Source organism: Streptococcus oralis ATCC 49296 (assembly GCF_000185265.1).
In the GTDB taxonomy this organism is placed as follows: domain Bacteria; phylum Bacillota; class Bacilli; order Lactobacillales; family Streptococcaceae; genus Streptococcus; species Streptococcus oralis_BC.
Window position 1 is genome coordinate 1,681,021 of sequence record NZ_GL622183.1, and the last position, 26,881, is coordinate 1,707,901.

Consider the following 26,881-nt stretch of genomic DNA (forward strand, 5'->3'; position numbering starts at 1 on the left):
CTCCAAAATATTATTTATTTTAGTAAAAAAACAGTTTTTCTATACGAAAAATAGAAAACTGTTTTTATCTATAGATTTTACCCAATCACACTTCCGTTTGGTACAGCTGGATCCACTGTGAGAAGGGTTAATTTGCCATCATGTTCAGCTGAGAGAATCATCCCTTGGCTGACATATTTTTTCATCATCTTGCGTGGTTTGAGGTTGGCAACGATTTGTACCTTCTTGCCGACCAATTCTTGTTCGTTTGGATAGTATTTTGCAATTCCTGAGAGGATTTGACGGTCTTCGCCATCACCAGCATCTAGGCGGAATTGGAGCAACTTGTCAGAACCTTCCACTTTAGACACTTCTTTGACTTCTGCGACACGGATCTCAACCTTGTCAAAGTCTTCAAACTTGATTTCATCCTTGTTGAGTTTGAGTTCGACTTCATCTGGATTCCATTCTTTTTCGACGGCTGGCTTGTTGCTTTCCATTTGTTCCTTGATATAGGCAATCTCTTCTTCCATATCCAGACGTGGGAAGATTGGTGTTCCTTTGGCCACAACATTCACATCTGATGGCAAGTCAGCTAGGTTCAAGTTTTCAAGGCTAGCAACTTCTGCCAATCCAAGCTGGGTCAAGACTGCACGACTGGTTTCCATCATAAATGGCTCAATCAAGTGAGCTACGACACGAAGGCTAGCTGCCAAGTGGCTCATGACACTTGCCAATTGGTCACGGTGCTCTTCATCCTTAGCCAAGACCCATGGGGCTGTCTCATCGATGTATTTGTTGGTACGTGAGATAAGAGTCCAGACTGCTTCAAGGGCACGTGGGTAATCAACGGCTTCCATGTGTGTATGGAAGTCAGAGATAGATTGCTCTGCTACTTGAGCAAGAGCATTGTCAAATTCAGTCACACCCTCTACATAGGCAGGGATTTGCCCATCAAAATACTTGTTAATCATAGAAACCGTACGGTTAAGGAGGTTTCCAAGGTCATTGGCCAATTCATAGTTGATACGGCCAACGTAGTCCTCAGGAGTGAAGGTTCCATCTGAACCAACAGGAAGGCTACGCATGAGGTAGTAACGAAGTGGATCCAGTCCATAACGTTCTACTAGCATTTCAGGGTAAACGACATTCCCTTTAGACTTAGACATCTTGCCGTCTTTCATGACGAACCAACCGTGGGCAATCAAGCGGTCAGGCAATTTCATATCCAACATCATGAGAAGGATTGGCCAGTAGATGGAGTGGAAACGAAGAATGTCTTTTCCGACCATGTGGAAGACTGTTCCATTCCAGAATTTATCATAGTTAGCATGATCCTCTTGACCGTAACCAAGCGCTGTCGCATAGTTAAGAAGGGCATCAATCCAAACGTAGACAACATGTTTTGGATTTGATGGGACTGGAACACCCCAGGTAAAGGTTGTACGAGAAACCGCTAAGTCTTCCAAACCTGGCTCAATAAAGTTACGAAGCATTTCATTAAGACGACCATCTGGAGTAATGAAGTCAGGGTGCGATTTGAAAAATTCTACCAAACGATTTTGGTATTTGCTGAGGCGAAGGAAGTAAGACTCTTCAGAAACCCATTCCACTTCGTGACCTGATGGAGCGATACCGCCCGTCACATTTCCAGCTTCATCACGGAAAACTTCCGCAAGTTGGCTTTCTGTAAAGAATTCCTCATCTGATACTGAATACCAACCAGAATATTCGCCCAAGTAGATATCATCTTGAGCAAGTAAGCGTTCAAAGACTTGTGCTACCACTTTTTCATGATAGTCATCTGTGGTACGGATAAATTTATCGTATGAGATATCCAATAATTTCCAGAGTTCTTTGACGCCAACTGCCATACTGTCAACATAGGCTTGAGGCGTGATACCAGCTTCTTCCGCTTTTTGCTGAATCTTTTGGCCGTGCTCATCCAGACCTGTCAGATAAAAGACATCATAGCCCATGAGTCGTTTGTAACGAGCTAGGACATCACAAGCGATGGTAGTGTAGGCAGAACCAATATGAAGTTTACCAGATGGATAGTAAATCGGTGTTGTAATATAAAAATTCTTTTCAGACATAATTTTTCCTTTCCAGGCAAATGAAACCTGTTTTTCTAACACTTCATTATATCATATTTTTAGTGATTTTCGATAGGAAAATCCATACAAAAACAAGACAGATAAATGTCCATCTTGTTTTTTCTGTTCTATATCTTATTCATAACGAAGGGCTTCGATTGGATCGAGCTTAGAGGCTTTATTGGCCGGCAAGACTCCGAAGATCATCCCAACGCTGGCTGACACAGCCAAGCTAAAGAGAGCGATTGGGAGGGAAACCCCGACTTCGATACCTGCAATCATGTTTTGAAGCAATACTCCAGCTAACATGGTCATTCCAGCAGCAATCCCAAGACCGATGACACCACCTAGCAAAGTTAAGATCATGGATTCAATCAAAAACTGTACCAAGATATTAGCCCGAGTAGCTCCGAGAGCTTTTCGTAGACCAATCTCCCGCGTGCGTTCTGTGACCGAAACCAGCATTATATTCATGACACCAGTTCCCCCGACAAAGAGAGAGATTCCTGCGATGGCACTGATGATCGTTGTCATAAAACCAAATAGTTGTTGTACCTCTTGGAAGGCGGCAGTTGCATCCGCAACTTGGTACTCCCCTTGCTGAAGACCAGCAATCTCAGTCAATTTTCGAGCCAACTCTGGTCCCAAGGTCTGCGTTAGACTAGTATCATTGACACGAAAGACGATGTTCGAGATTTCATCAGTATTAAAATTGGCTGCGAGAGAAATATTGGTCGTAATTGGAAGACCACCAATCCCAAAGGCTTTAGCAGTTTTAGCTTCATTACTAGTATAAACACCAATCACACGGTAACTAAATTCATTAACAGAGATGATTTGATTAACCGCAGCTTCTGGACTATCAAACAAACTCTTGGCTAGTTCTTCGTCCAGCAAAATCACACTGGCAAATTCCTTGTAGTCTTGCGGTCTTAGACTTCTACCCGCAACGATTTCATTTTCAACTGCGTTCATGTAGGTGCTATTTCCGCCTGTCAGAGTCGCTCGTTCAACTTTCTTATCCTTATAAGATAGGGTGACGTTGGTCGAGTTGGTGACATAGTAGCTGTCTACTCCTTTAAGTTTAGCAGCCTCCTTGACCCAGGATTCTAGTGGTTTTGGTGGTTCAACATGAACATCCTCTTCTTTCCCGCTGACTGTCAAAGCGGATTGTTTCTGCGTAAAGGAACCATCCTTGCTTTTGATAGGAGAGAAAAAGACATGGATATCCTTCTGTGATTTGGTCATGTTTTTATTGACCTGACGAGACATGGAGTCTCCCAGTGCCATGATGACGACGACAGATGAAACTCCGATGATAATCCCAATCATGGTGAGGAAGGAACGCATCTTGTGGGCCATGATGGATGAAAAGGCAAATTTCAGATTCTGCATCTAGTTTTCCTCCTTTTCTACCAGAGCACTGTCTGATGAGATGACCCCATCACGAATGACAATTTGGCGTTTGGCATAGGCAGCAATCTCAGGCTCGTGCGTGACCATGATAATGGTTTTCCCTTCCTTGTTTAACTCAACCAACAGTTGCATAATTTGATTTCCTGTCTTGGTATCCAAGGCTCCTGTGGGTTCGTCTGCTAGGATGATAGAGGGATTATTTACCAAGGCACGCGCAATTGCTACACGTTGCTTTTGACCACCTGATAACTCAGAAGGCAAATGATGACTGCGCTCCGTCAACTCAACCTTTTCCAGAAATTCCTCAGCCAATTTCCGACGTTTAGAAGCCGAAACACCCGCGTAAATCAAGGGCAATTCGACGTTTTGAAGTGCATTGAGCTTGGACAAGAGAAAGAACTGCTGAAAGACAAAACCGATTTGCTGGTTGCGGACCTTGGCCAGTTGTTTCTCTCCAAGGCCTGCAACTTCTTGCCCTTCAAGGTAGTACTCTCCACTGGTTGGTGTATCCAACATTCCGATGGTATTCATCAACGTAGATTTACCAGAACCAGATGGTCCCATAATAGCAACAAAGTCACCTTCATGAACTTCTAGATTGATATTTTTAAGGACCTGCAGTTCTTGGTCACCATTTCGATAACTCCTACAGATATTTTTGAGACTAATTAGTTTCTTCATCAGCCTTCACCTCTTTTCCTTCTTCCAAGGAAGATGTTGGATTACTGATGACCTTGGCACCGTCTGTCAAACCTGAAGTAATTTCTTGGTTGTCTGCGTCCGCATTCCCCAAAGTAACTTCTACCTTCTTCGCTTTTTTCTGGTCGTCAACGAGCCAGACATAGTTTTTGTCATTTTCGGTAACGACACTTGTTAAAGGAACAAGAATGGCTTTACTCTTGTTCTTAACTTCCACACTGACAGAGAAGCCTTGTTTCAACTCACCAATTTCACTTGTAACGTCGATGGTATAGGGATATTTGGAACCAGAATTACCACCTACTGCAGCCGCAGCATTTGCTGCTTCTCCGTTGTTTTTAGGATAATCTGAGATATAGCTAATCTTACCAGTCCAGCTCTTATCTTGGTAAACCTTCGAAGTAAAGGTAACTTCTTGGCCTACAGAAAGGTTAGCAAGGTTGTATTCAGACAACTCCCCTTTGACCTGCAAGTTTTCATTACTTACGACATGTACTACCACTTGGCTATTACCTGTTGGCGATTTGGAAACATTACGATTAACTTCAACTACAGTCCCTTCTAGTGTACTGAGGACAGTTGCGGCATCTAACTGTGCTTGAGCCTTGTTAAGCTGAGCCACAGCATCTGCACGGTTATCCTTGGCATCACTGATTTGAGAATCAATAGAAGATACGGAAGAAGTCGCTGCTTGCGCTTGTTCTGGGAGTCCTGCTTCTGTTGGAACTTGTGGGGAAGCTGGTACAGCTGAAGCATTTTCACGAGCTTTGTTTAACTCCTCGATATGACGGTCTGCTTTTGCAACTGCACGATCAGCCGCATCATAGGCAGCTTGAGCATCTGCACTGCTGTATTTGACCAACGCTTGCCCTTCTTCGACCTTTTCCCCGACTGAAACGAGAATTTCATCTAAATCTCCCTTACTAGCATCAAAATAAACATATTGTTCATTTTTTGCTGTAACCGTACCTGACAAGAGAACCGATGAAGCAACAGAACCTTCCTTAGCAGTAACGATATGAGAGGTTTCCTCCTTGACTGCTGACTGGGAAGGTTGTCTAAAAATCAAAATCCCCGCAGCACCGATAACAATAGCACTGGCAACACCAATCGCTGTGTATAATTGCCATTTTTTTGCCTTCTTATTTCTTTTCATTTTTAAGCTCCTTTATTCTTTTGCCTTACAAAAACCATTATATCAGAAATACCGAGACCAAACAATGACAGTTCAGATGGAAACAATGATAGTTCAGGATCATTATTTCGTTCGGTATTCGTTTATTGGATTATTGTGCTAGATATATAATACAATATCTTTTTGAATTTGGCAAGCGTTTTTATAATTTTTTTATCGTAGCAGATTTTTGCATTCAAAAAATAAAAACGATAGAATATGACTATCAAAGCTATAAGGAGTTTTCTATGAGAGAATTTGATATCATCGCTATCGGCGGAGGGAGCGGTGGCATTGCCACTATGAACCGCGCTGGCGAACACGGTGCTAAAGCAGCTGTTATCGAGGAGAAAAAATTAGGTGGAACCTGCGTCAATGTCGGCTGTGTTCCTAAGAAAATCATGTGGTATGGAGCGCAAATCGCTGAAAGCTTCCACCACTACGGTCCTGACTATGGTTTTACAAGTTCAGATGTTCAATTTGATTTTGCTAAACTTCGTCAAAACCGTGAAGCCTACATCGACCGTGCTCGCTTATCTTATGATGGAAGTTTCAAGCGCAACGGGGTTGATTTGATTGAAGGTCGTGCTCATTTTGTTGATTCCCACACCGTTAGCGTCAATGGTGAATTGATTCGTGCCAAGCATATCGTGATTGCGACTGGCGCTCGTCCAAGCATCCCAACTATTCCTGGAGCTGAACTCGGTGGCAGCTCAGACGATGTCTTTGCTTGGGAGCAACTTCCTGACTCCGTTGCGATTCTTGGAGCTGGTTATATCGCGGTTGAATTAGCAGGTGTTCTCCACGCGCTAGGAGTAAAAACGGATTTGTTTGTCCGTCGTGATCGTCCCTTGCGTGGTTTTGACAGTTACATCGTTGAAGGACTTGTCAATGAAATGGAAAAAACAGGTCTACCTTTGCACACACATAAGGTACCCGTCAAGCTCGAAGAAACGGAGCAAGGTATTACCATTCATTTCGAAGACGGCTCTAGTCACACTGCCAGCCAAGTTATCTGGGCTACCGGTCGCCGTCCAAATGTAGACGGTCTGGAGTTAGAAAAGGCTGGCGTCACACTCAACCAACGTGGATTTATCCAAGTAGATGAATACCAAAATACAGTTGTAGATGGCATCTATGCTCTTGGAGATGTTACTGGTGAGAAGGAACTGACCCCGGTAGCCATCAAGGCAGGACGTACCTTATCTGAACGCCTCTTCAACGGGAAAACAAATGCCAAGATGGACTACACGACTATCCCTACTGTTGTCTTCTCCCACCCAGCAATCGGAACGGTTGGTTTAACCGAGGATCAAGCTATCAAAGAATACGGCCAAGATAACATCAAAGTCTACAAATCAAGCTTTGCATCCATGTACTCAGCTGTTACAAACCATCGTCAAGAATCACGCTTCAAACTCATCACAGCTGGTGCTGACGAAAAAGTTGTTGGCCTTCACGGACTTGGTTACGGAGTGGATGAGATGATTCAAGGATTCGCTGTTGCTATTAAGATGGGAGCAACCAAGGCAGACTTTGACGCTACAGTAGCTATCCACCCAACTGCTTCTGAAGAATTTGTGACCATGCGCTAATTATCGCAAGAGACCTGAAAAGGTCTCTTTTTACTTGCAAAATCCGCTGTTACAAAATTGTTACCTCGTTATAAAAAATAGGTTGACTTTTTCTTCTGAATTAGTATAATAGTTACTATAATTTTGAAAAGAGGTTAACAGTTTTGAAAAAAGCTCATATCTACGCTATCCCTGCTATCGGTGCTGCTCTCATCGCCGTTTTAGCACAAATCAGTCTCCCTATCGGTCCTGTCCCCTTCACTCTACAAAACTTTGCGATCGGTCTGATTGCTACTGTTTTTAGACCCAGAGAAGCTGTTCTATCTGTTGCTCTCTATCTCCTGCTGGGTGCCATTGGTTTACCTGTTTTTGCAGGGGGAGGAGCTGGATTTCACGTTTTAGTCGGCCCAAGTGCAGGCTATCTTTGGTTCGACCTTGTCTATGCTGGACTTACATCTTATCTCATCCATCAAAAAAGTGGCTACATTCGCATTTTCCTAGCCAACCTCTTGGGTGACTCCCTCGTCTTTGTCGGAGGTATTCTCAGCCTCCACTTCCTTGCTGGGATGCCATTTGATAAGGCGCTTGCAGTAGGTGTCCTTCCCTTTATCCTTCCTGATCTTGGTAAGATTATTGCCATTAGTTTCATTAGTCGTCCCCTACTCGAAAGATTGAAAAGTCTTCCATATTTTTCAAGATAAAAAATAGTCCAGAACCATTGTTCTGGACTATTTCCTTTCTAAGAATCAACTGTACACTATTTAGCTACTTGACTATTCTTATACCAGTATGAATATTAATCGTTTTATTCTTCAAATTATAGCTATTCACAATATGCAAAGTAGAAAAGTATTCTAATTGATTCAAACCAAATAAGCTTCCATTGATTTTGGATGCTTAGCAATTGTATACTTTTCAGAAAACGCATTTTCAATGATTGAGCTATATTTTATAAATTATTTGTGATACAATAGAGCTACCTAAAAGATTCAGAAAATTTAATGTTCATTGATTGTTTATATTAACTTGAACATTCTGATTTTTCTTCATTCAAAAATAACTGTAAATAATTATAAGTAGAAAGGTAATTCTATGGCAAAGAATACTCGTGAGCTAATCATTAGAGCTCTCATCACACTAGCTAAGAAAAATCCTCAGCGTAGTTCCTTTACAATGACTGAAATTGCTGCTGAAGCTGGTATTTCACGACAAGCGATTTATCAAAAGCATTTTAACAACTTTGAAGATATTATCGAATACATTCACGAAGAGACCAATCAGCACATTTTTAACGTCTTTAATAAGTACTGCCCTAGCAATGATGGAGATCCTATCAGCTTTTTAGCAGACCATATACTTCCTCTCATATACGAAAAAAGGGAAGTTATTAGCACCTTGTATACCACACAAGTCGACCCATGTTGGAAGGAATTTCTGCGTGGAATATACTCAGAGTGGGTACTAAAGAATGTCAATTACCAACTGAAATATAATTTTAATAAAGAGGACATCGCTTATATCATTACGACCATGGCAATCTCTTTCATTGAAGTCTGGATTCGTAAAGATAATCCAATTCCACCTGAAGAGTATAGAGAGACTTTCATTCAATTGTCTAAGACTTCTCTCTGTGACTATATTGTGTCCTAAAAAAAGAATCTTGAGTTGCACTCAAGATTCTTTTTATTGTCCCCCTTTAAAGGCATCGACCATTACCTGAAATTCTTCATTGGAAAGCGTGATTCCTTTGCCCATTTTGGTATGGTCAGGACTCCAAGAACGAATATCAAACTTTGCAGGGGCACCATTAAAGCTAACTCTATTTAGTTCTTTTGTCCATCCTTTGTCATTTTCAGACAAGGTGAGCAAGTGTTCTTCAATCTCAAATGTAAATTCTGCCATTTTAACTCCTTTATGTGATATGCTTTCTATAGTCTATTCGTAAAAATCTTGTGGTTTTTAGGAAAATTTTATATAATGTGGATATATAAGAAGGGAGGACTCTATGAGACAGACATTCAAACTAGTTCTAGATAAACTACATGGTTTTCTCAATGGGAATGATGATCATCCTCAAATCGAGGATAACTCCCTCACTGCTATGATTGAACAAGCCATCCAGAAAAAGACGGCTGTTCATGTTATACTTGCTGAGACAAGTTTTACGGGTGATATTGTTAAACACGATGCTAATCGCCAACAAATTATCGTCAAAAATTTTTCAAAAAACGTAACTCGAATCATTCGTATCAGTGACATTAAGCGACTTCGTTTCGTTCCCTCAACTGTACAAAAAGCTCAGAAAAGTCTATTTAAGAAAGAGTGAGATGTTCTTTGCATCCCACTCTTTTTCTTAACGGATTTGTTCAAAATGAAGATGAACGGCGATATGGTCGCCATAACCACTTCTCTCCAAATCGCGTTGCAAACGATAAGAGATATAGTGTTCTGCAATTGTGATGTAACCAGCTCCAAGTAAGCGGTGCTCAACCATTGATTGGATCATGCTGATAGTAGCACGTTCTACTTTTGCTTCTTCCAAGTCCAAAACGACTTTTTTAGTAACTTGCGCTAGGTTTTGACGCAGGTCATCGGTCAAAACATAAACTGTTTGAGCTGCTTTTAGGACAGCTTGGTAAATTTTATCTGGATCAAATTCAGCAATTTCTCCATTACGTTTGATTACTTGCATAAGGTTCTCCTTTATTCTTTGTTCTCTTTGATTTCTGCCAGCATTTTTTCTTCTTCGACTGTCAGTTGGTAGTTTTCTAATAAGTCAGGTCTGCGCTGGTAGGTCTTCTTCAGACTCTCATACAGTCGCCACTGACGAATCTTTTCATGGTGTCCACTCATGAGAACATCTGGTACAACCATACCTCGATAGTCATAAGGGCGAGTGTATTGGGGGTATTCGAGAAGTCCTGAAGAGAAACTATCATCCTGGTGACTAGACTCCTTACCAATCACTTCAGGAATTAGGCGAACAGTCGCATCAATCATGGTCATGGCCGCCAATTCTCCTCCAGTCAAAACATAGTCTCCTAGGGAAATTTCATCGGTTACCAAGGTCTTGATGCGCTCGTCATACCCTTCATAGTGACCACAGATAAAGACCAGTTCCTCTTCCTGGGCCAAATCCTCAGCGCAAGCCTGATCAAACTGTTTCCCAGCAGGATCAAGAAGAATGACACGGGGATTTTTCTTTTCAATAGCATCAAAGGCATCGAAAATAGGTTGGGCACGGAGCAACATTCCTTGACCGCCTCCGTAGGGCTCATCGTCAACATGACGGGCCTTTTCAGCGTATTCTCTGAAATTATGATACTGGATATCCAAGAGCCCTTTTTCTCGAGCCTTCCCAACAATCGAGTGTTCAAGCGGTGAAAACATCTCTGGAAAGAGGGTTAAAATATCAATCTTCATCGTCTAACCCTTCTAAGATTTCCACTTGAACCCGCTTGTTTGGAATATCAACATGGAGAACCACTAGTGGGATATAAGGTAAAAGCAAATCTCGCTTACCTTTTCGCTTGACCACCCAGACATCATTGGCTCCTGGTTGTAGGATTTCCTTGATAGTTCCAATCAAGTTGTCACCCTCGTAAACATCCAAACCGATAATCTCGTGATAATAGAATTCACCATCATCTAAATCGTTCAAATCTTCCTCAGCAACCTTGAGGCTATAACCCTTGTACTTTTCAATTGCATTGATATGGTACATGTCTTTGAATTTGATAATGTCAAAATTCTTATGCTTACGGTGGCTAGCAATGGTCACTGTTTGGACAAACTGATCTTTTTCATCGAATAAAGCCAGCTCTGCTCCCTTTTTAAATCGATCTTCTGCAAAATCCGTCACAGACAAGACTCGCATCTCACCCTGCAGACCCTGCGTATTGACGATTTTCCCAACATTAAAGTAGTTCATCTTGTCTCCTGTATCTATTTCTATCCATCTTATTCTGACAGTTCTCGAATAATAGTCGCAATTTTTTCTGATTCTGACCATTGTAAATAATGGTGATTCCCTCCTAAAATGAGTTTAGTATTGGAAGTCCAATATTCTGATTCTCTGTACTCTTTTTCTCTATAAGCCTGACAAAAAATAAACACAGGGATATAAGATTCTATAGATACATTCTCAAAATCTTCCTCAGTAATCTCTCCAGATATCTGAAATCCTGGATCTTGATTTTCCAATTCTGAGCCTTTTTCTTGCATTATTTCCCAGATTTCTTTATTAATTTTAGGGCTAAATGTTGCTTGAGTTAAGTTCTTAAAATAAAGTTCAGGACCACACTCGTCAATCAGCCTCATCTGCTCTTCCATTTCTGGATAAGGATTTTCTGAAAAATCAGCAAACATGACGTTTTTAGTTGTCGGTTCAATTGCAAGTAAAGCCTGACACTTAATTGGTTTCTTGAGTAATTTGCAAGCTAAAATTCCACTCAAACTATGTGCACAAAGTATATATTCAGAAATCCCTAATTCTTCAAGTACTTCATAAACCGCATCTGCAAGATTATCTAGATTTTTTCCAGATTGGTCATGAATCGAACTCCTACCTGTGTTCGGAAAATCAATTGTCAAATAACCAATTGTAGGAGGAAGTTTTTCAAGTATAAGTGAAAAATTTTCATAACTTGGTAGCAAACCTGCGCCACTTAAACAAACTAGCACTTTCTTTTGCTTTTGATAAGTAACAGAGAGACTACCAATTTCTGTAGATACTTCAATCCTCTTCATAAAGAAATCCACTCATTCTATATAATGAATTATTAAAAATCCTTATCCTTTATTTTATCACGTTCCAGGGATTTTCACAAGTTGGATAAGTCCTATCTTACAAGGCTACTACTTCTTCAAAAAAATCACCAACTATCTGATTAAACTCTTGAGGATGGTCATTCATCGGTTGGTGTTTGCTCTCTGAAATTGTTACTTGACGCGCATTGGGATTTAGAGCAATGATACCATCATAGGTCATTTTTAGGTGTTTGGGAAAATCATTTTCGCCTCTTACTAATAGCATGGGAGGATTTCCTTTATATCCTTCTATCTCATGGACTGCCAAGAAACCTGTGATTCCAAGATTCAAGAAAACATCTCGTCCAGTTTCTATAATGGCCGTCTTGACCAATTCTCTTGTGATAGGATTATCTGTACACATTTTTGAGTTCTTATCTGCAATCACCTTCCAAGGAATCGTTTTATACATAAGAGAACTATATTTGATTCGACCTCTTTCTTTATCTGATAGGTAACGATGCTGTCCCCAACTATCTACCATGACCAAGGCTAGGACTCTTTCTGGATGGCGATAGGTGTACTCTTGAAGTGGATTTCCTCCCCAAGAATGACCAACCAATATCACCTTATCTAGCTGGAAATAGGACAAAATAGCATCTACATCTTGAACAGCACCTTCTAAGTCAGGTAGACCAACTTTCATAGGTGATTCCCCCTGCCCTCGAACATTGACAAAATAGAGGTCAAATCCCTCAAAAGCATCATACTGGTGGGCCCACATCTGACTCCGTCCACAAGCTCCATGATAAAAAATAATGTGTCCTTTACTTGCGTTCCCAGGACGATGATAAACAACCAAATCACAATCTACGACTGCTATAAGGTGACGTTCCAACATCTCGTGTTCTCTGTTATAAAAAGCAATAGCTTCAGCTATATCATTTTGCTTCATTTTTACATTCGCTCCTCTTTATCCTAGTATTATTCTTTTTATCTATTTTAACATGCTATATTAAAATCATCGTTTTCTAAACTTCATTTCATTAAAAATTTTGAATTTTCTGCATCATTTAGATAAAGAAAAAGACTGCTAAGCAATCTTTACTTTTTTCTCATCAGATTCATGCCTAAAATTCCAGCAATAATCAGAGCAGCTCCTATCACATGGTAACTATAAATTGGTTCGTGGAGGATAAGAGCCCCAGCTAGAATAGTCAAAACTGTTCCAAGATTGCCAAAGACACTGACTGTTGATGCCCCAAGGCGAACGATAGCATAGATAGAGAGACTACCAGTAACTATAGAGGCTAAAATTCCCAAATAGAGGATGGAAAGCAGATAGGGTAGCTTTCCAAGTGGCACAAAGTAAGCTAATATGTTCCCCTCTAGATAGTGGGAGGTCAGACTCAGCGCATTAAAGATGAAGAAGCCAACAAATATCACAACAGCTGTCATATCCATGGCCCGATAGCGACCTCCTTTAGCCTTGCTGAGAATATTGTTTATCGCATTGGCGAGAACAGATCCCAACATCAAGAGAAAGCCTAAGCTAGCAGTTTCCGTGCTAAAGTTTGCTCCTTTGCTAAAGAAGATGAAAACTACTCCTGATACGGATAAAATTAAAAAGAACTTTTGAAGCAAGCTTGTCTTTTCCTTGAGAAAGACTGATGCTAAAAGGAGAGTAAAAATCGGAACAAGCGCTTGTAAAATTCCCGCTTCAGAAGACGATATATACTGTAGAGCAAAGGATTGGAAAATAAAAAAGAGGAGTGGATAGAAAAGGCTCATAGGGAGAATAGAAAGGATACCTTTTCTACTTAAACTCACTTTGATAAGTTTGGTTTGATGAAGGACGACCAATACTAAAGCTGCGATTGTATAGCGATGTGCTAAGTTGGTGAGAGGACTGGTATAGCTCAAAGCAATCTTAATAAATAAAAAAGAAAAACCAATGATTGCTGAAAAGGATAAGGCTGCTAGGTAAGCTTTTGTTTTCTCGTTCATAGACTGTTACTCCCTTTAAAAATAGCTATTCTCAAGATTGATTGACTAGAATTCTTTGAGGCTGTCTATCCATTTTAGCATAGTAAAATCCTAGATGCTATTTCTAGGATTGGTATTTTATTCCTTCTTTCACCGTTTATCTATTACATTAGCTAAAAAGGATTCAGCCAGTCTGATCTGCTTTTCTCGTTCTTGTCTCACAAGTTCTAACTTGTCTGCCTCTTGGAGATTCCTTACTTTGATAGCATAATCCGCGGAAACGATGGCGTGTCCTCTCATATGGGCTGTTGAAATAGCTTGTACAAAGACTCTGGCAGCGTACTTAGCGATTTGATTTTGGGCATTTTTAGAGAGGAGATTTGCTGCGAAACCTGCTTTTCTCAACTCATGAGGTGAGAACTCATTTCTCAATCGTGCATCAAAAGCCTCATAAGCTTGCCGAATTATTTTATTTTTCTCACCTTCATCACCGATGTCAATTAAAGATAAGAAATTTCGCGAGTTCTCTAATGCCCATCGAGCTAGTTATTTCTGAGGAAGTCTATCCAGTATTTGTTCTAGTTCCAATCTTTTCTCAGAGTCGTCCCAAATGGCAACTTTGTAAGGACTGGGTAGGTGATTCATTTTAGTCTTATAGGCAGTTCGTTCAAACTCATTCCATGCATAGTCCTCTGGTTTCATTGCTTTCTCATTCTTTCTTACTAGCTAGCGTAAGCTAGGAGAAACCTTTCATATTAGTGAAAAGAGATTACTCCTAGTTCTCTTAGAAGTTATCCAAAAATCCTTCCAAATCTCTTTCATGCTGATACTTAATGGCAGCTTTCTTATCTTTGTCAAAGATGGTTTTGGTTAGATCTATGTCATTAATAGCCGCAATTGCGACAGTGTAGTGAATAATATCTGCCAGTTCTTTGGCTAGTTCCTCATTTGAGTCCTGGACACCCTCTTTTCGACCAGAGCGCCCATTCAAGACCTCAGCTACTTCTCCGACTTCCTCCACTAGCTTGATAAAGAGGCCTTCCTCAGTTCGAGACTGTTGGTAATGTTCGAGTAAGTAAGCTTGTAATTGTCTAAAGGTTAAATCCTTCATCTTCTCCTCCTCACAAAAAAACGAGACATTTGTCCCGCTTTCTTTATTTTTCATCGATAACGATTCTTACTTTTTTGTCTTCAGTTGGGACAGAGTAGACAATCGTTCTTATCGCTGAGATAGTGCGACCCTTACGACCGATAACACGACCGACATCGCTTTGGTCAAGATCCAAGTGATACTCCAAAAACTCTGGTGTGTCTTCAATCTTGATAGTTAAGGCATCAGGTTGTGAAATCAAAGGTTTCACAATCGCAATAATGAGATTTTCAATCGTATCCATCTGTCAACCTACTTTAAACTTATTTTGAGAATTTAGAATCGTGGAATTTTTTCAATACGCCTTCTTTTGAAAGGATATTGCGAACTGTATCTGAAGGTTGAGCTCCATCAGCCAACCATGCAAGAACGCGGTCTTCTTTCAAAGTTACTTGGTTTTCAGCAACAAGTGGGTTGTAAGTCCCAACTGTTTCGATAAAACGTCCGTCACGTGGTGAACGTGAGTCTGCTACGTTGATACGGTAGAAAGGTTTTTTCTTAGAACCCATACGAGTCAAACGGATTTTAACTGCCATTTTTTAATGTCTCTTTTCTTATTTTTTATTTCGGTGAAATAGCTGAGCTATTTAGCACATGTTCTATTATAGCAGATTTCTGACAGGTGTCAAGAAAAAAACTTGACAGAGTTTTAATTTTTTTTTACTACTAGAAATTTTTAGTAAAATCTTTTACATTTGAAATCACCTTCCTTTTAAGGTACAATAGTAGAAATGAATTTTTGAGAGGTTAACAATGAAAAAACTAGCAACCCTTCTTTTACTATCAACGGTAGCCCTTGCTGGATGTACTAGTATCCAACGTGGTCTCCGTGGTGATGAGTATGTCGACTCTAGTATCTCAGCAGAAGAAAGCTCAAAAGCAGCTGCTCAGGCTGCCAAAGATTTGAATGACGCACTAACTAATGAAAATGCCAACTTCCCTCAACTTTCTAAAGAAGTTGCCGAAGATGAAGCAGAAGTCATTTTACACACAAATCAAGGCGATGTACGCATCAAACTCTTTCCAAAACTAGCACCTCTAGCAGTTGAAAACTTCCTTACTCACGCTAAGGAAGGCTACTATAACGGCATCACCTTCCACCGTGTCATCGATGGTTTTATGGTACAAACTGGGGATCCTAAGGGAGATGGTACAGGTGGCCAATCCATCTGGCATGATAAGGATAAAACAAAGGACAAAGGAACTGGTTTCAAAAATGAAATCTCTCCTTACCTATACAATATCCGAGGGGCCCTTGCTATGGCTAACACAGGGCAACCAAACACCAACGGTAGCCAGTTCTTCATCAACCAAAACTCAACAGATATTTCTGCGAAACTTCCTACCAGCAAGTATCCAAAGAAAATCATCGAAGCCTATAAAGAAGGCGGAAATCCTAGCCTAGACGGCAAACACCCTGTTTTTGGTCAAGTCATCGATGGCATGGATGTTGTCGACAAGATTGCCAAAGCTGAAAAAGATGAGAAAGACAAACCAACTACCGCTATCACCATTGACAGTATCGAAGTGGTCAAGGACTACGACTTCAGCAAAAAATAAGCCATCAACAGATAAGGAGACGATGATATGATTCTATTTTGGGGTTCTAAAGGCTATCAAAAAGATTTGGGACATACGCAAACTGCGATCGAATGTGATTACTGTAACAATGTTGACACTTGGGAGATTGTAGAAACTGGACGCAAGTTCACCCTCTACTGGATTCCACTTTTCCCTTATGGTAAAAGCTACTTCGTTTCTTGTCCGATTTGCCACTACGGTAAAGAAATTGAGAAATCTGAAGTTGAAAACTTTTTAAATTACTAGTCAAAAAGGCCAAGTCATTTCGACTTGGCTTTTTTACTGCTTTTAAGTTAACTTGTTAAAGTCCCAGATTTGGTCCATCCAGCCTTCATAAAAGTCTGGTTCGTGGCAAACCATGAGAATGCTTCCTTTGTATTCTTTAAGCGCGCGTTTGAGTTCATCCTTGGCATCTATATCTAGGTGGTTGGTCGGCTCATCCAGCACTAAAACGTTGTTTTCACGGTTCATCAAGAGACAGAAGCGTACCTTGGCTTGTTCTCCACCTGATAAGACCTGAATTTGGCTTTCGATGTGCTTGGTTGTCAAACCACAACGAGCAAGGGCTGCACGGACTTCTGCTTGGTTAAGGGCAGGAAAGGCATTCCAGACAGCCTCTAGTGGTGTTTGACGATTTCCACCTTCTACTTCCTGTTCAAAGTAGCCCAGTTCTAGGTAATCACCTCGTTCAACTTCTCCAGCAATTGGTGGGATAATTCCCAAGAGAGACTTCAAGAGAGTTGTTTTCCCGATACCATTGGCTCCAATAATGGCAACCTTTTGATTGCGTTCAAAAGTAAGGTTTAAAGGCTTGGTAAGAGGACGGTCATAACCAATCTGCAAGTCCTTGGCTTGGAAGATAAAGCGACCAGGAGTACGAGCCGGTTTAAAATCAAAGGATGGCTTTGGTTTCTCGCTTTGCAGTTCAATGATATCCATCTTGTCGAGTTTCTTTTGACGGGACATGGCCATATTACGCGTTGCAACACGGGCTTTATTGCGGGCTACGAAATCCTTGAGGTCGGCAATTTCTTTCTGTTGACGCTCATAGGCTGCTTCCAGTTGAGATTTCTTCATGGCATAGATTTCTTGGAACTGGTAGTAGTCACCAGAGTAACGCGTCAACTGTTGATTTTCCACATGGTAGACGATATTGATTACGTCGTTGAGGAAAGGAATATCATGCGAAATAAGGACAAAAGCGTTCTCATAGTTTTGGAGATAACGCTTGAGCCAGTCAATGTGTTCAGCATCCAAGTAGTTGGTTGGCTCGTCAAGCAGCAAAATATCTGGCTTTTCAAGGAGGAGTTTAGCCAAAAGCACCTTGGTTCTTTGTCCACCTGATAAGGCTGTTACATCTGTATCCATGCCATAGTCCATGACACCGAGAGCACGCGCTACTTCATCAATCTTAGCATCCAAGGTATAGAAATCTCGACTCTCCAAACGGTCTTGGAGTTCGCCAACTTCTTCCATTAGCGCGTCAATATCTGCTCCGTCTTCTGCCATTTCCATATAGAGGTCATTGATACGAGCTTCTGCTTTAAATAGCTCATCAAAGGCTGTACGCAAGACATCACGCACGGTTTGACCTTCCTTTAGCACAGCGTGCTGATCCAGATAGCCAGCAGTCACATATTTGGACCACTCCACCTTCCCTTCATCTGGCAACATCTTACCTGTTACGATGCTCATAAAGGTTGATTTTCCTTCACCATTGGCACCGACTAAGCCGATATGCTCACCCTTGAGGAGACGGAAAGACACATCTTCAAAAATTGCACGGTCACCAAAACCGTGACTTAAATTTTTAACTTCTAAAATACTCATTCTAATTCCTTATCTTATTTTTATGCAGTCCTTTATAGAGGAGCCAAGCCAGATAGCCTCCCAAGGTATTGGTCCACAAATCATCAATCTCAAAGACGCGATTAAAGTCGAATAAAAAATCTAAAACTAGTTGTGTACACTCGATTCCTAGACTCAGAAGAAAACTGAGAAGGATGATTTTTTTGGTTTGTCGTAAGTTTGGACAGAGGTAGAGCAGTTGAAAGACCAGAGGGAAAAGCAAGAAGACATTTAAAATATTCTGCAAAAAGATCCAAAGGACTTGTCCCAAACTAGTCACTTCACCCAGATTCCAAAGGGAGTTTAAGGGAGTTAAAAGAAAAACCAGGCGTCCAAAAGTTTGAATACCTGGAGTTTCCACTCCTGTAGGAAGTTGAGGCTGGGGAGTGAAGCAAAAACAGACAATGCATAGGCTGTAAACAGCCACTCCCAATCTTAAGATTAATTCTCTTTTTTTAGTCATTTTATGGATTTACCGCTGCGACTGCCTTCTGGCGGTCACGTTTCATTGTATTGGAGCGTAATTGTCCACAAGCTGCATCAATATCTGTACCATGCTCTTGACGGACAACACAGTTGACCCCTTTTTTCTTGAGGGTATCGTAGAAGGCCATCACGCGCTCTTTAGGACTACGGCTATATTGGTCATGTTCACTAACTGGGTTATAGGGAATCAAGTTGACATAAGACAATTTCTTGATGTTCTTGAGCAATTCAGCCAACTCCAAGGCTTGTTCAACACCGTCGTTGACTTCATTGAGCATGATGTATTCAAAGGTCACACGGCGATTGGTTGTTTCGATATAGTACTCAATAGCTGCAAAGAGCTTTTCTATCGGAAAGGCACGGTTAATCTTCATGATGCTTGAACGCAATTCATTATTGGGTGCGTGAAGAGACACAGCCAGATTGACCTGTACACCTTCATTAGCAAAGTCACGAATTTTATGGGCCAAACCTGAGGTTGAAACAGTGATGTGACGAGCACCGATAGCCATTCCCTTGTCATCATTGATGGTACGGACAAAATTCAAAACATTGTTGTAATTATCAAATGGTTCACCAATTCCCATAACAACGATATGGCTGACACGTTCATCCTGACCACGTTCATCAAAGTATTTCTGAACCAACATAATCTGCGCTACAATTTCCCCGTTATTGAGGTCACGTTGCTTCTTGATCAAACCTGACGCACAGAAGGTACAACCAATATTACAGCCGACCTGAGTGGTCACACAGACTGACAGCCCGTAGTGTTGACGCATCAGTACTGTTTCAATCAACATACCATCTGGCAACTCGAAAAGATACTTAACAGTACCGTCAGCCGACTCTTGTACGATGCGTTGTTTCAATGGATTTACCACAAACTGCTCATTGAGCTTGGCAATCAAACCCTTGGAAAGGTTGGTCATTTCTTCAAATGACTGGACACGTTTACGGTAGAGCCATTCCCAGATCTGATCTGCTCGGAATTTCTTTTCTCCTTGTTCTAATACCCATTCTTGCATGGCTTGACGTGTTAAACTATAAATAGACGGTTTCATCTCTTCTCCTTATTCTCTATCTATTTTTGACGAATGACAAAATGGCGCTGTCCCTTGTCCTCTTTCTGAGACTTTTGGTCCTTATGACGACGTCTATTTCTCTTATCCGCATTTGGTTTTCTCTTGTTTTGCGAAGGTTTCTTTCCTCTTCTAGGAAGGTTTTCCTCATCCTTTTTACGCATTTTTTTGTCAAATGACGCACGCTTAGGTGCTTGGTTTTCTAAGACAAAATAAGCACAACCATAACTACAGTACTCCAAAAGATAATCTTGTAAGCGACTAATCTTTTCAATTTTTTCCTCAGTACGTTCGTCTTTGTAAAAACCACGTAGGCGGAGCTGTTCATTACTCCAGTCCCCCACGACATAATCAAACTTGGTCAACACTTCTGAGAAGCGTTGATTAAAGACTGTCACATCGAAGGCATCCTTGATATTTTCAACCAAGGTAAAAGCAATCCCTTCAGTCTCAACCTTATCCCCATTCACATGAAATTCTGGGCCAGGAAACTTGTTATAGTTGTATAATTCAGGTGCAATTTCTTTACGCATAGTCTTCCTTTTCCACGATTACTTAACACTCTATTTTACCATAATTTCTAGCAGTTAGCACGTTTCTCATGAAAATGAAAAAAGTCTGACGATTCTGTCAGACTTCCGCTTTATAACCTTAAAAAGAGAAGAACAATTCTTCCCTCCATATTTTATTATTTAGCTGCTGCGTAAAGCTCGTCTACCTTGTTCCAGTTAATTACTGAGAAGAAAGCTTTGATGTAGTCAGGACGAACGTTGCGGTATTTCACGTAGTAAGCATGTTCCCAAACGTCCAAGCCCAAGATTGGTTTTTTGCCTTCTGAGATTGGTGTATCTTGGTTTGCTGTTGAAGTCACTTCAAGCTTCCCTTCTTTGTTGACAACCAACCATGCCCAGCCAGAACCAAAGCGAGTTGTAGCTGCTGCTGTAAAGGCTGCTTGGAACTCTTCAAATGAACCAAATGTTGCATCGATTGCTGCTGCAAGTTCTGCTGAAGGAGCAGTCTTTTCAGGAGTCATCAATTCCCAGAAAAGAGCGTGGTTCAAGTGTCCACCACCATTGTTGATAAGCGCTTGGCGGATATCAGCTGGGATAGATTCTACATCAGCAAGCAAAGCTTCAAGGTCTTCACCGATTTCAGGGTGTTTTTCAAGAGCAGCATTGGCATTGTTGACGTAGGTTTGATGGTGCTTGTCATGGTGCAAGTGCATTGTTTCAGCATCGATGTATGGTTCCAATGCGTCATACGCGTATGGAAGGTCTGGTAAGATAATAGCCATCTGTAATACCTCTTTTTCTTTCTATATGAAAATGATAACGCAATCATCCTCTTTTTTCAAGTTTTTTGCTCAATTTGCCTCTGCCGCAATCTGCAAGAGTGCCTTTTCAAACAGGTACCCCTTTTCATAGACACCTGTCTTAATCTGGTAGTCTGTTTCAATCAAATAAGAAATCGCTCGCTTGAGAAAGGCCAAGGAAATCCCTCTTGAATCTCTCAGTGCAAACTTGATTTGATAAGGATTAGGATTGCGCCCCAAGTAAGTTCCCAGACTACTTGCAATCTGCGATTCCGTCTGACCAGCTTCTGATAAAATCTTCACTTGGGTAAAGGTACGAAACTGTCCTAACATGACAGCTATGAGCTTGATCTCGTCCTCCCCTTGCAAGGTCAAATCTCTAACCAGGTCGCGGGCCAGGTCAATCTTCTTAGCTAAAATAAACTGAGTCAAATCAAAAATATTGTCCTGCAAGGTCTTTGGAATAGCCTCGACAACGTCCTTCTCCTCAATCACACCATCTGACTTATAAGACTGTAAAAAAAGGAGATTTTTCTGGATTTCACTAAATTGAAAACCAGATTTGATGAGTAGATTTTCAAAAGATTTTTCCGCAAACTTCAGACCTTGTGTCTGGCTCCATTTTTGGAAATACTGGCGGAGTTCTTGTTCCTTAGCCTCGATAGCATCAAATACTGTCGCGTCACGTTTGAGCAGTTTAACCAATCGTCTTTTGCTGTCCAGTTTTCCTTCTGCAAAAATTAATAACTTGGTTGTCGGTGAAGGATTGTCAAGGTATGCCTCAAACGACTTGAGTTCATCATCTGTTAAAAAGCGTTTTTTGGCTGTTGTGATATCGACAAAATGGTCTAATATCACGATTTTTTCATCCGCAAAGAAGGGGAGACTGACCAACTCCAACTCTAAGTCTTTATAAGCTACTTCTTTCATATCAAAGTAAGCAAAGTTGAGATCAGCTGGATCATAACCAATCTGCTTCAACACTTGACTCTTCATAACTTCAAACTGACCCTGATCTGTCCCTGTAAATAGGTTCAAGCTAGATAGATTTGATAATGTCAACTTCTGACTGTCTTCAATGGCTAGCATCTTCTCTCCTTTCTTCTGATTTTTTATTAAACTTAATCAATATAGCGCAATTTCCCACGGAAATCTTCTAGGCTCTCGTACCCTTTTTCCGCCATAATAGCTTTCAGTTCATTGGTAATGCGTTCAAAAGCACCAACGCCTTCCTTGTGTAGGGTGGTCCCTACTTGCACCATGCTAGCACCGCAGAGAATGTGTTCAAAGGCATCACGACCCGTTAGAACACCACCCGTTCCGATAATTTGGATTTGCGGATTGAGACGTTGGTAAAAGGCGTGCACATTAGCAAGAGCGGTCGGTTTGATATACTCTCCACCAATGCCACCAAAACCATTTTTAGGACGAATAACAACCGACTCGTCTTCTATATATAGGCCGTTCCCGATAGAGTTAACACAGTTAACAAATTTGAGTGGATATTTGTTGAAAATAGCAGCCGCTTGGTCAAAGTGGACAATATCAAAATAAGGTGGCAATTTGATTCCAAGAGGTTTGGTAAAGTAGGCAAATACTTCTGCCAAGATACAATCTGTTGTCTCAAAATCATAAGCAATCTGAGGTTTTCCTGGAACATTTGGACAAGAGAGATTAAGCTCTGTCAGTCCTTTGAATTCACTCTCTTGAACTTTTTTCAAGATGGTATGTGTTTCTTCTGGAGACATGCCAACTAAAGATAGAAAGAAAGTTCGGTTTGGCTCTTTTTCCTGCAAGTCCAAAAGATAGTTCAGATAGTAGTCTAAGCCATTATTTGGTAAGCCCATGGAGTTGATAGAACCAAGTGGAACATCCTGGTAGCGTGGCTCAGGATTGCCCTGACGAAAGTCCAAGGTCGCAGTCTTCGTAACAAAAGTACCCGCCGCTGAGTTTTTGACCCCTTCAAGCTCTTCTATCGTCATACAAGCCACACCCGCTGCATTCATCAAGCAATTGTCAAACTCAAAGCCAGCTATTTGTGTTTTCGTTGATACCATGATTCTGATCCTCCAGATTCCTTTTATTTCTAATATTATACCATACTTTAAGATTTTCTCTTTGAGAAACTAATTTCTATATAAAACGTTCGGTTTTGTAAATTGAAAGAATTTTTAGAAAATTTCTGTTTTTTTCTTTACACTCAAAAAAAATTCTGCTATAATGGCTCATGTAATAAAATATAACAACAAAAAGGAGAACGATATGACATCTGCTAAAGACTATATCCAAAGCGTGTTTGCAACTGTGAAAGCTCGTAACGGGCATGAGGCTGAATTTCTCCAGGCGGTTGAAGAATTCTTCAGCACTTTGGAACCTGTATTTGAAAAACATCCCGAGTATATCGAAGAAAACATCTTGGCACGTATCACTGAGCCTGAGCGCGTGATTTCTTTCCGTGTTCCTTGGGTTGACCGTGAAGGTAAAGTCCAAGTCAACCGTGGTTACCGTGTTCAATTCAACTCAGCTGTTGGACCATATAAAGGCGGACTTCGTTTCCACCCAACTGTGAACCAAGGGATCTTGAAATTCCTCGGTTTCGAACAAATCTTTAAAAACGTCTTGACTGGACTTCCAATCGGTGGAGGTAAAGGGGGATCAGACTTCGATCCTAAAGGTAAGACTGATGCTGAAGTGATGCGCTTCTGCCAAAGCTTTATGACAGAATTGCAAAAATACATCGGACCATCTCTTGACGTACCTGCTGGTGATATCGGTGTTGGTGGACGTGAAATTGGTTACCTATACGGACAATACAAACGTCTTAACCAATTTGATGCGGGTGTCTTGACTGGTAAACCTCTTGGATTTGGTGGTAGCTTGATTCGTCCAGAAGCAACTGGTTATGGATTGGTTTACTACACTGAAGAAATGCTCAAAGCTAATGGTAACAGTTTTGCTGGTAAGAAAGTGGTTATTTCAGGTTCTGGTAACGTAGCTCAATACGCTCTTCAAAAAGCGACTGAACTTGGTGCAACTGTTATCTCTGTATCTGACTCAAACGGTTATGTCATTGACGAAAATGGTATTGACTTTGATCTTTTGGTTGATGTTAAAGAAAAACGCCGTGCTCGTTTGACTGAGTATGCAGCTGAGAAAGCAACTGCTACTTACCATGAAGGTTCTGTATGGACTTACGCTGGAAACTACGACATCGCTCTTCCATGTGCGACCCAAAACGAAATCAACGGCGAAGCAGCTAAACGTTTGGTTGCTCAAGGAGTTATCTGCGTATCTGAAGGTGCTAACATGCCTAGTGACCTTGACGCGATTAAAGTCTACAAAGAAAACGGAATCCTTTACGGACCTGCCAAAGCTGCCAACGCTGGTGGTGTAGCCGTTTCAGCGCTTGAAATGAGCCAAAACAGCCTTCGCCTTTCATGGACTCGTGAAGAAGTTGATGGACGCCTCAAAGACATCATGACCAACATCTTCAACACAGCTAAAACAACTGCTGAAACATACGGACTTGGTACCGACTACCTTGCAGGAGCAAATATCGCTGCCTTCGAAAACGTAGCAAACGCTATGATTGCCCAAGGTATTGTTTAATTAGTCGATACATCCTATCGGAGGACAAATGATGAACTTACGGCCAATGGAAGTAAGAGATAATCCAGCTGTAGCGCAGCTCATTCGAGCTAGTCTTGAAGAATTCGGGCTTGACAAACCTGGAACTGTCTACTTTGATTCTCATCTAGATCATTTGGCCGACTACTATCAACAGCAAGAGAGAGCAGCTTACTTTATTCTGGAAGATGAAGGTCAGCTGGTTGGCTGTGGTGGCTTTGCACCTGTGTCTGATAAGATTGCTGAATTACAAAAACTGTATGTCACTAAAAATAGCCGTGGCAAAGGTTATTCCAGCAGGTTGATAAAGCGGATATTCCAGGAAGCCCGTCTAGCTGGTTATGAACAGCTTTATCTAGAAACCTCTACTGAACTGGTTACGGCTGTGGGCATCTATCAGCACTATGGTTTCACATCACTGCAACAACCACTTTCTAACGCCGCCGGCCACCCAGCAATGAATATTTGGATGATAAAATCCCTCTTATCAGATGAATAGATGGCAGTATACTCTGGTCGTCTCGATGACATCAGTATCAAGCTCCTCAACACAGCTAAAACAACTTTTAAAAATGTAGCCAAGGCTATGATAGTTAAGGTATTGTTTCAGCACTATCACACTAGAATAAATCCGACTGCTTATAAAAGCAGCCGGATTTTTATATATCTAATTTTTCAAAAAATTTGCCTGTTAACTGCTTTTCTTTTAGCTTCTCAAGCAGCTCATTTTCCAGAAAAGGACTTAGTTCGTCAAAATCTTGACAAACCTTAAAAACAGTCTCTCTGTCCAACTGACCATAAGCTAATTCGTAATAGTCCTTATTATGCTGCCAGTTCTGGTCATAGTTGACATCTGTCCGTTGATAGTAAACGATGTTTTGCTTCGGAGTCAGGTAAAGCTTCTGTGTTAGAATGCTTTTCTGATCTTTAGATAACTTGCTACGGCTAAAAATTTTAACACCTTGAAAAATCTTGCGCTCATGAATTCCTTGATCTGTCACCTTCAATTCAATTCTTTTATAGTGCATATAGTCACCTCCAAAAATTACTTTCATTATATCAGACTCTGGCAGATTTGCAAGCAAAAGTATCATTTCCAAAAATCTTTCGTCGCCTCTAAAATCTCTTCTGTAGGCGTCACAGTTGCTTCAATAATAGTTTTGCCAGTCATTTTCAGATAAGCTTGTATCAGATGATAGCCATAAGCATAGCCCGCAGCATAAGGCATTCCAACCGGTATTTGACCTTGAATCTCAGCAATTTCATCACCGTAGAGATAAGGAGCCATTTCCGCCATCCCTGTTAGCTGAAGCTGACTGGAGATGATGGGCTTAATCTCTTCTAACTGCTCTGGACTGGTTGAAGTAACCCAAGGCCCAATGAGATCTTTGCCATAGAGTTCAGCAGCAAAAGACTCTGCCAAACCTTCACTGACTACCCAGTCTGCTAGTGTCGTCTGCTGGTTCCATTTGATAAATTGGAAGCGGACATTATGGTTACACTCGTGAGCCAGCGCCGCCTGCACACGTGGCAAAGTATAGTCATTCGGTAGCAGACTAAGCATGAGGTAGCCTGGAATTCCTCCATCTCCGCTATAACCCTTATTGAGCTGTAACATGGGCTTTTCAGGGTTGCCCAATAAAATAGTAAAATAGTAATCCTCAACCTCTAAATCATAGCCAGCTTGCTCAAAAAGACCGATACTCCTCTTGATGGTATCTTGACAATTTTGCCAGAGTTGATCAGAGCTCAGAGAGTCGATAGCTGGTCTATCCTTTTCTGAGAGAGTTGAGGGTAACTGATTCATAAAGCCAAGTAGGAAAAGAGCATCAAATCCTCCAGGATACTTTGCTTTCAGAGGAATGTGTTGCGTTTGGTATTTGGTTGCAAAAGGTGCTATAATTTTAGCTCGAAAGCAACCTTCTCTCTTTTCTAAAGGTAGCTCGAGCATCTCTTGATAAACTTTATCTGAACGAATCATATTGATTTGCATGGTAATCTCCTTTCTTATCTATTATTAGTATAATCCCTTACCTAAGGTCAGAGTCAAGAAGAAAATTAAAATATCTATTAAAATTTCATTGAAATTACCTCAAACCGTTCGAAAATTACCTTCAATAAA

31 protein-coding genes and 1 pseudogene are annotated in these 26,881 nt (G+C 41.0%); 8 read left to right on the forward strand and 24 right to left on the reverse strand.

The genetic code is table 11. The features are described from left to right. Positions 1-77 precede the first annotated feature (77 nt). From metG to HMPREF8578_RS10350, 4 genes are all read right to left on the reverse strand, one after another. Positions 78-2,075 carry a methionine--tRNA ligase gene (gene metG / locus HMPREF8578_RS10335; RefSeq protein ID WP_001291402.1) on the reverse strand — a complete coding sequence of 666 codons (1,998 nt, stop codon included), beginning with the start codon at positions 2,073-2,075 and terminating at the stop codon, positions 78-80. A 135-nt stretch (positions 2,076-2,210) separates the two neighbouring features. Next, positions 2,211-3,470, reverse strand: coding sequence for an ABC transporter permease (locus tag HMPREF8578_RS10340; protein WP_001180392.1), 1,260 nt, complete (start codon positions 3,468-3,470; stop codon positions 2,211-2,213). Beyond that, positions 3,471-4,172 carry an ABC transporter ATP-binding protein gene (locus HMPREF8578_RS10345; protein WP_000733786.1) on the reverse strand — a complete coding sequence of 234 codons (702 nt, stop codon included), beginning with the start codon at positions 4,170-4,172 and terminating at the stop codon, positions 3,471-3,473. After that, a complete protein-coding gene (locus HMPREF8578_RS10350) occupies positions 4,156-5,346 on the reverse strand; it encodes an efflux RND transporter periplasmic adaptor subunit (RefSeq protein ID WP_000827879.1) in 1,191 nt (396 codons plus the stop codon). The genes HMPREF8578_RS10345 and HMPREF8578_RS10350 overlap by 17 nt, the downstream gene beginning before the upstream one ends. A gap of 266 nt (positions 5,347-5,612) precedes the next feature. Between HMPREF8578_RS10350 and gor the strand changes: the two genes are divergently transcribed. The 3 genes from gor to HMPREF8578_RS10365 all read left to right on the forward strand — a co-directional run bounded on the left by gor (position 5,613) and on the right by HMPREF8578_RS10365 (position 8,588). Next, positions 5,613-6,959, forward strand: coding sequence for a glutathione-disulfide reductase (gene gor, locus HMPREF8578_RS10355; RefSeq protein WP_001206508.1), 1,347 nt, complete (start codon positions 5,613-5,615; stop codon positions 6,957-6,959). 143 nt (positions 6,960-7,102) lie between these two features. Continuing rightward, positions 7,103-7,639 carry a biotin transporter BioY gene (locus HMPREF8578_RS10360; protein ID WP_000709010.1) on the forward strand — a complete coding sequence of 179 codons (537 nt, stop codon included), beginning with the start codon at positions 7,103-7,105 and terminating at the stop codon, positions 7,637-7,639. A gap of 391 nt (positions 7,640-8,030) precedes the next feature. After that, on the forward strand, positions 8,031-8,588 hold the full coding sequence (locus tag HMPREF8578_RS10365; protein ID WP_001107632.1) for a TetR/AcrR family transcriptional regulator: 558 nt from the start codon (positions 8,031-8,033) through the stop codon (positions 8,586-8,588). A gap of 33 nt (positions 8,589-8,621) precedes the next feature. On the opposite strand, the gene HMPREF8578_RS10370 is transcribed toward HMPREF8578_RS10365, so the two are convergent. Beyond that, positions 8,622-8,840, reverse strand: coding sequence for a YdbC family protein (locus HMPREF8578_RS10370; protein WP_000807419.1), 219 nt, complete (start codon positions 8,838-8,840; stop codon positions 8,622-8,624). 103 nt (positions 8,841-8,943) lie between these two features. Between HMPREF8578_RS10370 and HMPREF8578_RS10375 the strand changes: the two genes are divergently transcribed. Then, positions 8,944-9,264, forward strand: a complete 321-nt coding sequence (locus tag HMPREF8578_RS10375) for a eukaryotic translation initiation factor 4 gamma (RefSeq protein WP_001250030.1) — start codon at positions 8,944-8,946, stop codon at positions 9,262-9,264. A 27-nt stretch (positions 9,265-9,291) separates the two neighbouring features. On the opposite strand, the gene HMPREF8578_RS10380 is transcribed toward HMPREF8578_RS10375, so the two are convergent. From HMPREF8578_RS10380 to rpsP, 10 genes and pseudogenes are all read right to left on the reverse strand, one after another. Next, a complete protein-coding gene (locus tag HMPREF8578_RS10380) occupies positions 9,292-9,630 on the reverse strand; it encodes an ATP cone domain-containing protein (protein WP_001196045.1) in 339 nt (112 codons plus the stop codon). A gap of 11 nt (positions 9,631-9,641) precedes the next feature. Beyond that, positions 9,642-10,361 (reverse strand): tRNA (guanosine(37)-N1)-methyltransferase TrmD, encoded by a 720-nt coding sequence (gene trmD / locus HMPREF8578_RS10385; RefSeq protein ID WP_000686929.1) that lies wholly within the window; start codon positions 10,359-10,361, stop codon positions 9,642-9,644. Continuing rightward, on the reverse strand, positions 10,351-10,869 hold the full coding sequence (rimM, locus tag HMPREF8578_RS10390) for a ribosome maturation factor RimM (protein ID WP_001105873.1): 519 nt from the start codon (positions 10,867-10,869) through the stop codon (positions 10,351-10,353). The genes trmD and rimM overlap by 11 nt, the downstream gene beginning before the upstream one ends. Positions 10,870-10,898: 29 nt before the next feature. Continuing rightward, positions 10,899-11,687, reverse strand: a complete 789-nt coding sequence (locus HMPREF8578_RS10395; RefSeq protein WP_000821031.1) for an alpha/beta fold hydrolase — start codon at positions 11,685-11,687, stop codon at positions 10,899-10,901. Positions 11,688-11,784: 97 nt separating this feature from the next. After that, on the reverse strand, positions 11,785-12,642 hold the full coding sequence (locus tag HMPREF8578_RS10400; RefSeq protein ID WP_000812218.1) for an alpha/beta fold hydrolase: 858 nt from the start codon (positions 12,640-12,642) through the stop codon (positions 11,785-11,787). Between the two features lie 149 nt (positions 12,643-12,791). Next, positions 12,792-13,694: a DMT family transporter gene (locus HMPREF8578_RS10405; RefSeq protein WP_001003364.1), complete on the reverse strand. Its 903-nt coding sequence runs from the start codon at positions 13,692-13,694 to the stop codon at positions 12,792-12,794. A 129-nt stretch (positions 13,695-13,823) separates the two neighbouring features. Then, a pseudogene (locus tag HMPREF8578_RS10410) lies at positions 13,824-14,375 on the reverse strand (putative immunity protein). Between the two features lie 82 nt (positions 14,376-14,457). After that, positions 14,458-14,784, reverse strand: a complete 327-nt coding sequence (locus tag HMPREF8578_RS10415; protein ID WP_029707508.1) for a MazG nucleotide pyrophosphohydrolase domain-containing protein — start codon at positions 14,782-14,784, stop codon at positions 14,458-14,460. 43 nt (positions 14,785-14,827) lie between these two features. Next, positions 14,828-15,067 (reverse strand): RNA-binding protein KphA, encoded by a 240-nt coding sequence (gene kphA, locus HMPREF8578_RS10420; protein ID WP_000379617.1) that lies wholly within the window; start codon positions 15,065-15,067, stop codon positions 14,828-14,830. A gap of 19 nt (positions 15,068-15,086) precedes the next feature. Then, complete coding sequence (gene rpsP / locus HMPREF8578_RS10425) at positions 15,087-15,359, reverse strand: 30S ribosomal protein S16 (RefSeq protein WP_000268760.1); 273 nt, start codon at positions 15,357-15,359, stop codon at positions 15,087-15,089. A gap of 217 nt (positions 15,360-15,576) precedes the next feature. On the opposite strand from rpsP, the gene HMPREF8578_RS10430 reads away from it, so the two are divergent. Together HMPREF8578_RS10430 and HMPREF8578_RS10435 are read left to right on the forward strand one after the other, a co-directional pair. Then, positions 15,577-16,383, forward strand: coding sequence for a peptidylprolyl isomerase (locus tag HMPREF8578_RS10430; protein WP_000731938.1), 807 nt, complete (start codon positions 15,577-15,579; stop codon positions 16,381-16,383). 27 nt (positions 16,384-16,410) lie between these two features. Further along, the gene (locus HMPREF8578_RS10435) at positions 16,411-16,650 is read left to right on the forward strand and encodes a zinc ribbon domain-containing protein (protein ID WP_000600212.1); all 240 of its coding nucleotides are present in this window, start codon (positions 16,411-16,413) and stop codon (positions 16,648-16,650) included. Positions 16,651-16,692: 42 nt separating this feature from the next. Here the strand turns inward: HMPREF8578_RS10435 and HMPREF8578_RS10440 are convergent, their stop codons facing one another. The 7 genes from HMPREF8578_RS10440 to HMPREF8578_RS10470 all read right to left on the reverse strand — a co-directional run bounded on the left by HMPREF8578_RS10440 (position 16,693) and on the right by HMPREF8578_RS10470 (position 23,189). Beyond that, positions 16,693-18,234, reverse strand: coding sequence for an ABC-F family ATP-binding cassette domain-containing protein (locus tag HMPREF8578_RS10440; protein WP_000025358.1), 1,542 nt, complete (start codon positions 18,232-18,234; stop codon positions 16,693-16,695). Between the two features lies 1 nt (position 18,235). Continuing rightward, positions 18,236-18,715, reverse strand: coding sequence for a VanZ family protein (locus HMPREF8578_RS10445; RefSeq protein ID WP_002893349.1), 480 nt, complete (start codon positions 18,713-18,715; stop codon positions 18,236-18,238). 1 nt (position 18,716) lies between these two features. After that, the gene (gene rlmN, locus HMPREF8578_RS10450) at positions 18,717-19,802 is read right to left on the reverse strand and encodes a dual-specificity RNA methyltransferase RlmN (RefSeq protein ID WP_000804754.1); all 1,086 of its coding nucleotides are present in this window, start codon (positions 19,800-19,802) and stop codon (positions 18,717-18,719) included. Positions 19,803-19,822: 20 nt separating this feature from the next. Continuing rightward, positions 19,823-20,353, reverse strand: a complete 531-nt coding sequence (locus HMPREF8578_RS10455) for a YutD family protein (protein ID WP_001224371.1) — start codon at positions 20,351-20,353, stop codon at positions 19,823-19,825. 155 nt (positions 20,354-20,508) lie between these two features. After that, entirely contained in the window at positions 20,509-21,114 is a 606-nt protein-coding gene (sodA, locus tag HMPREF8578_RS10460; RefSeq protein WP_000974733.1) for a superoxide dismutase SodA, read from the reverse strand. A 69-nt stretch (positions 21,115-21,183) separates the two neighbouring features. After that, positions 21,184-22,221 (reverse strand): DNA polymerase III subunit delta, encoded by a 1,038-nt coding sequence (gene holA, locus HMPREF8578_RS10465; protein WP_000879618.1) that lies wholly within the window; start codon positions 22,219-22,221, stop codon positions 21,184-21,186. 32 nt (positions 22,222-22,253) lie between these two features. Beyond that, positions 22,254-23,189, reverse strand: a complete 936-nt coding sequence (locus HMPREF8578_RS10470) for a dihydroorotate oxidase (RefSeq protein ID WP_000255178.1) — start codon at positions 23,187-23,189, stop codon at positions 22,254-22,256. Between the two features lie 205 nt (positions 23,190-23,394). Here HMPREF8578_RS10470 and gdhA point away from each other — a divergent pair, with 205 nt between their 5' ends. Together gdhA and HMPREF8578_RS10480 are read left to right on the forward strand one after the other, a co-directional pair. After that, a complete protein-coding gene (gene gdhA / locus HMPREF8578_RS10475) occupies positions 23,395-24,741 on the forward strand; it encodes an NADP-specific glutamate dehydrogenase (protein WP_000199520.1) in 1,347 nt (448 codons plus the stop codon). 31 nt (positions 24,742-24,772) lie between these two features. Beyond that, complete coding sequence (locus HMPREF8578_RS10480) at positions 24,773-25,258, forward strand: GNAT family N-acetyltransferase (protein ID WP_001053560.1); 486 nt, start codon at positions 24,773-24,775, stop codon at positions 25,256-25,258. A gap of 160 nt (positions 25,259-25,418) precedes the next feature. Here HMPREF8578_RS10480 and HMPREF8578_RS10485 read toward each other — a convergent pair whose 3' ends face one another. Next, complete coding sequence (locus tag HMPREF8578_RS10485; protein WP_000559015.1) at positions 25,419-25,787, reverse strand: EXLDI protein; 369 nt, start codon at positions 25,785-25,787, stop codon at positions 25,419-25,421. 62 nt (positions 25,788-25,849) lie between these two features. After that, positions 25,850-26,752 (reverse strand): DUF2268 domain-containing putative Zn-dependent protease, encoded by a 903-nt coding sequence (locus HMPREF8578_RS10490; protein WP_001166699.1) that lies wholly within the window; start codon positions 26,750-26,752, stop codon positions 25,850-25,852. Between the last annotated feature and the right edge of the window lie 129 nt (positions 26,753-26,881).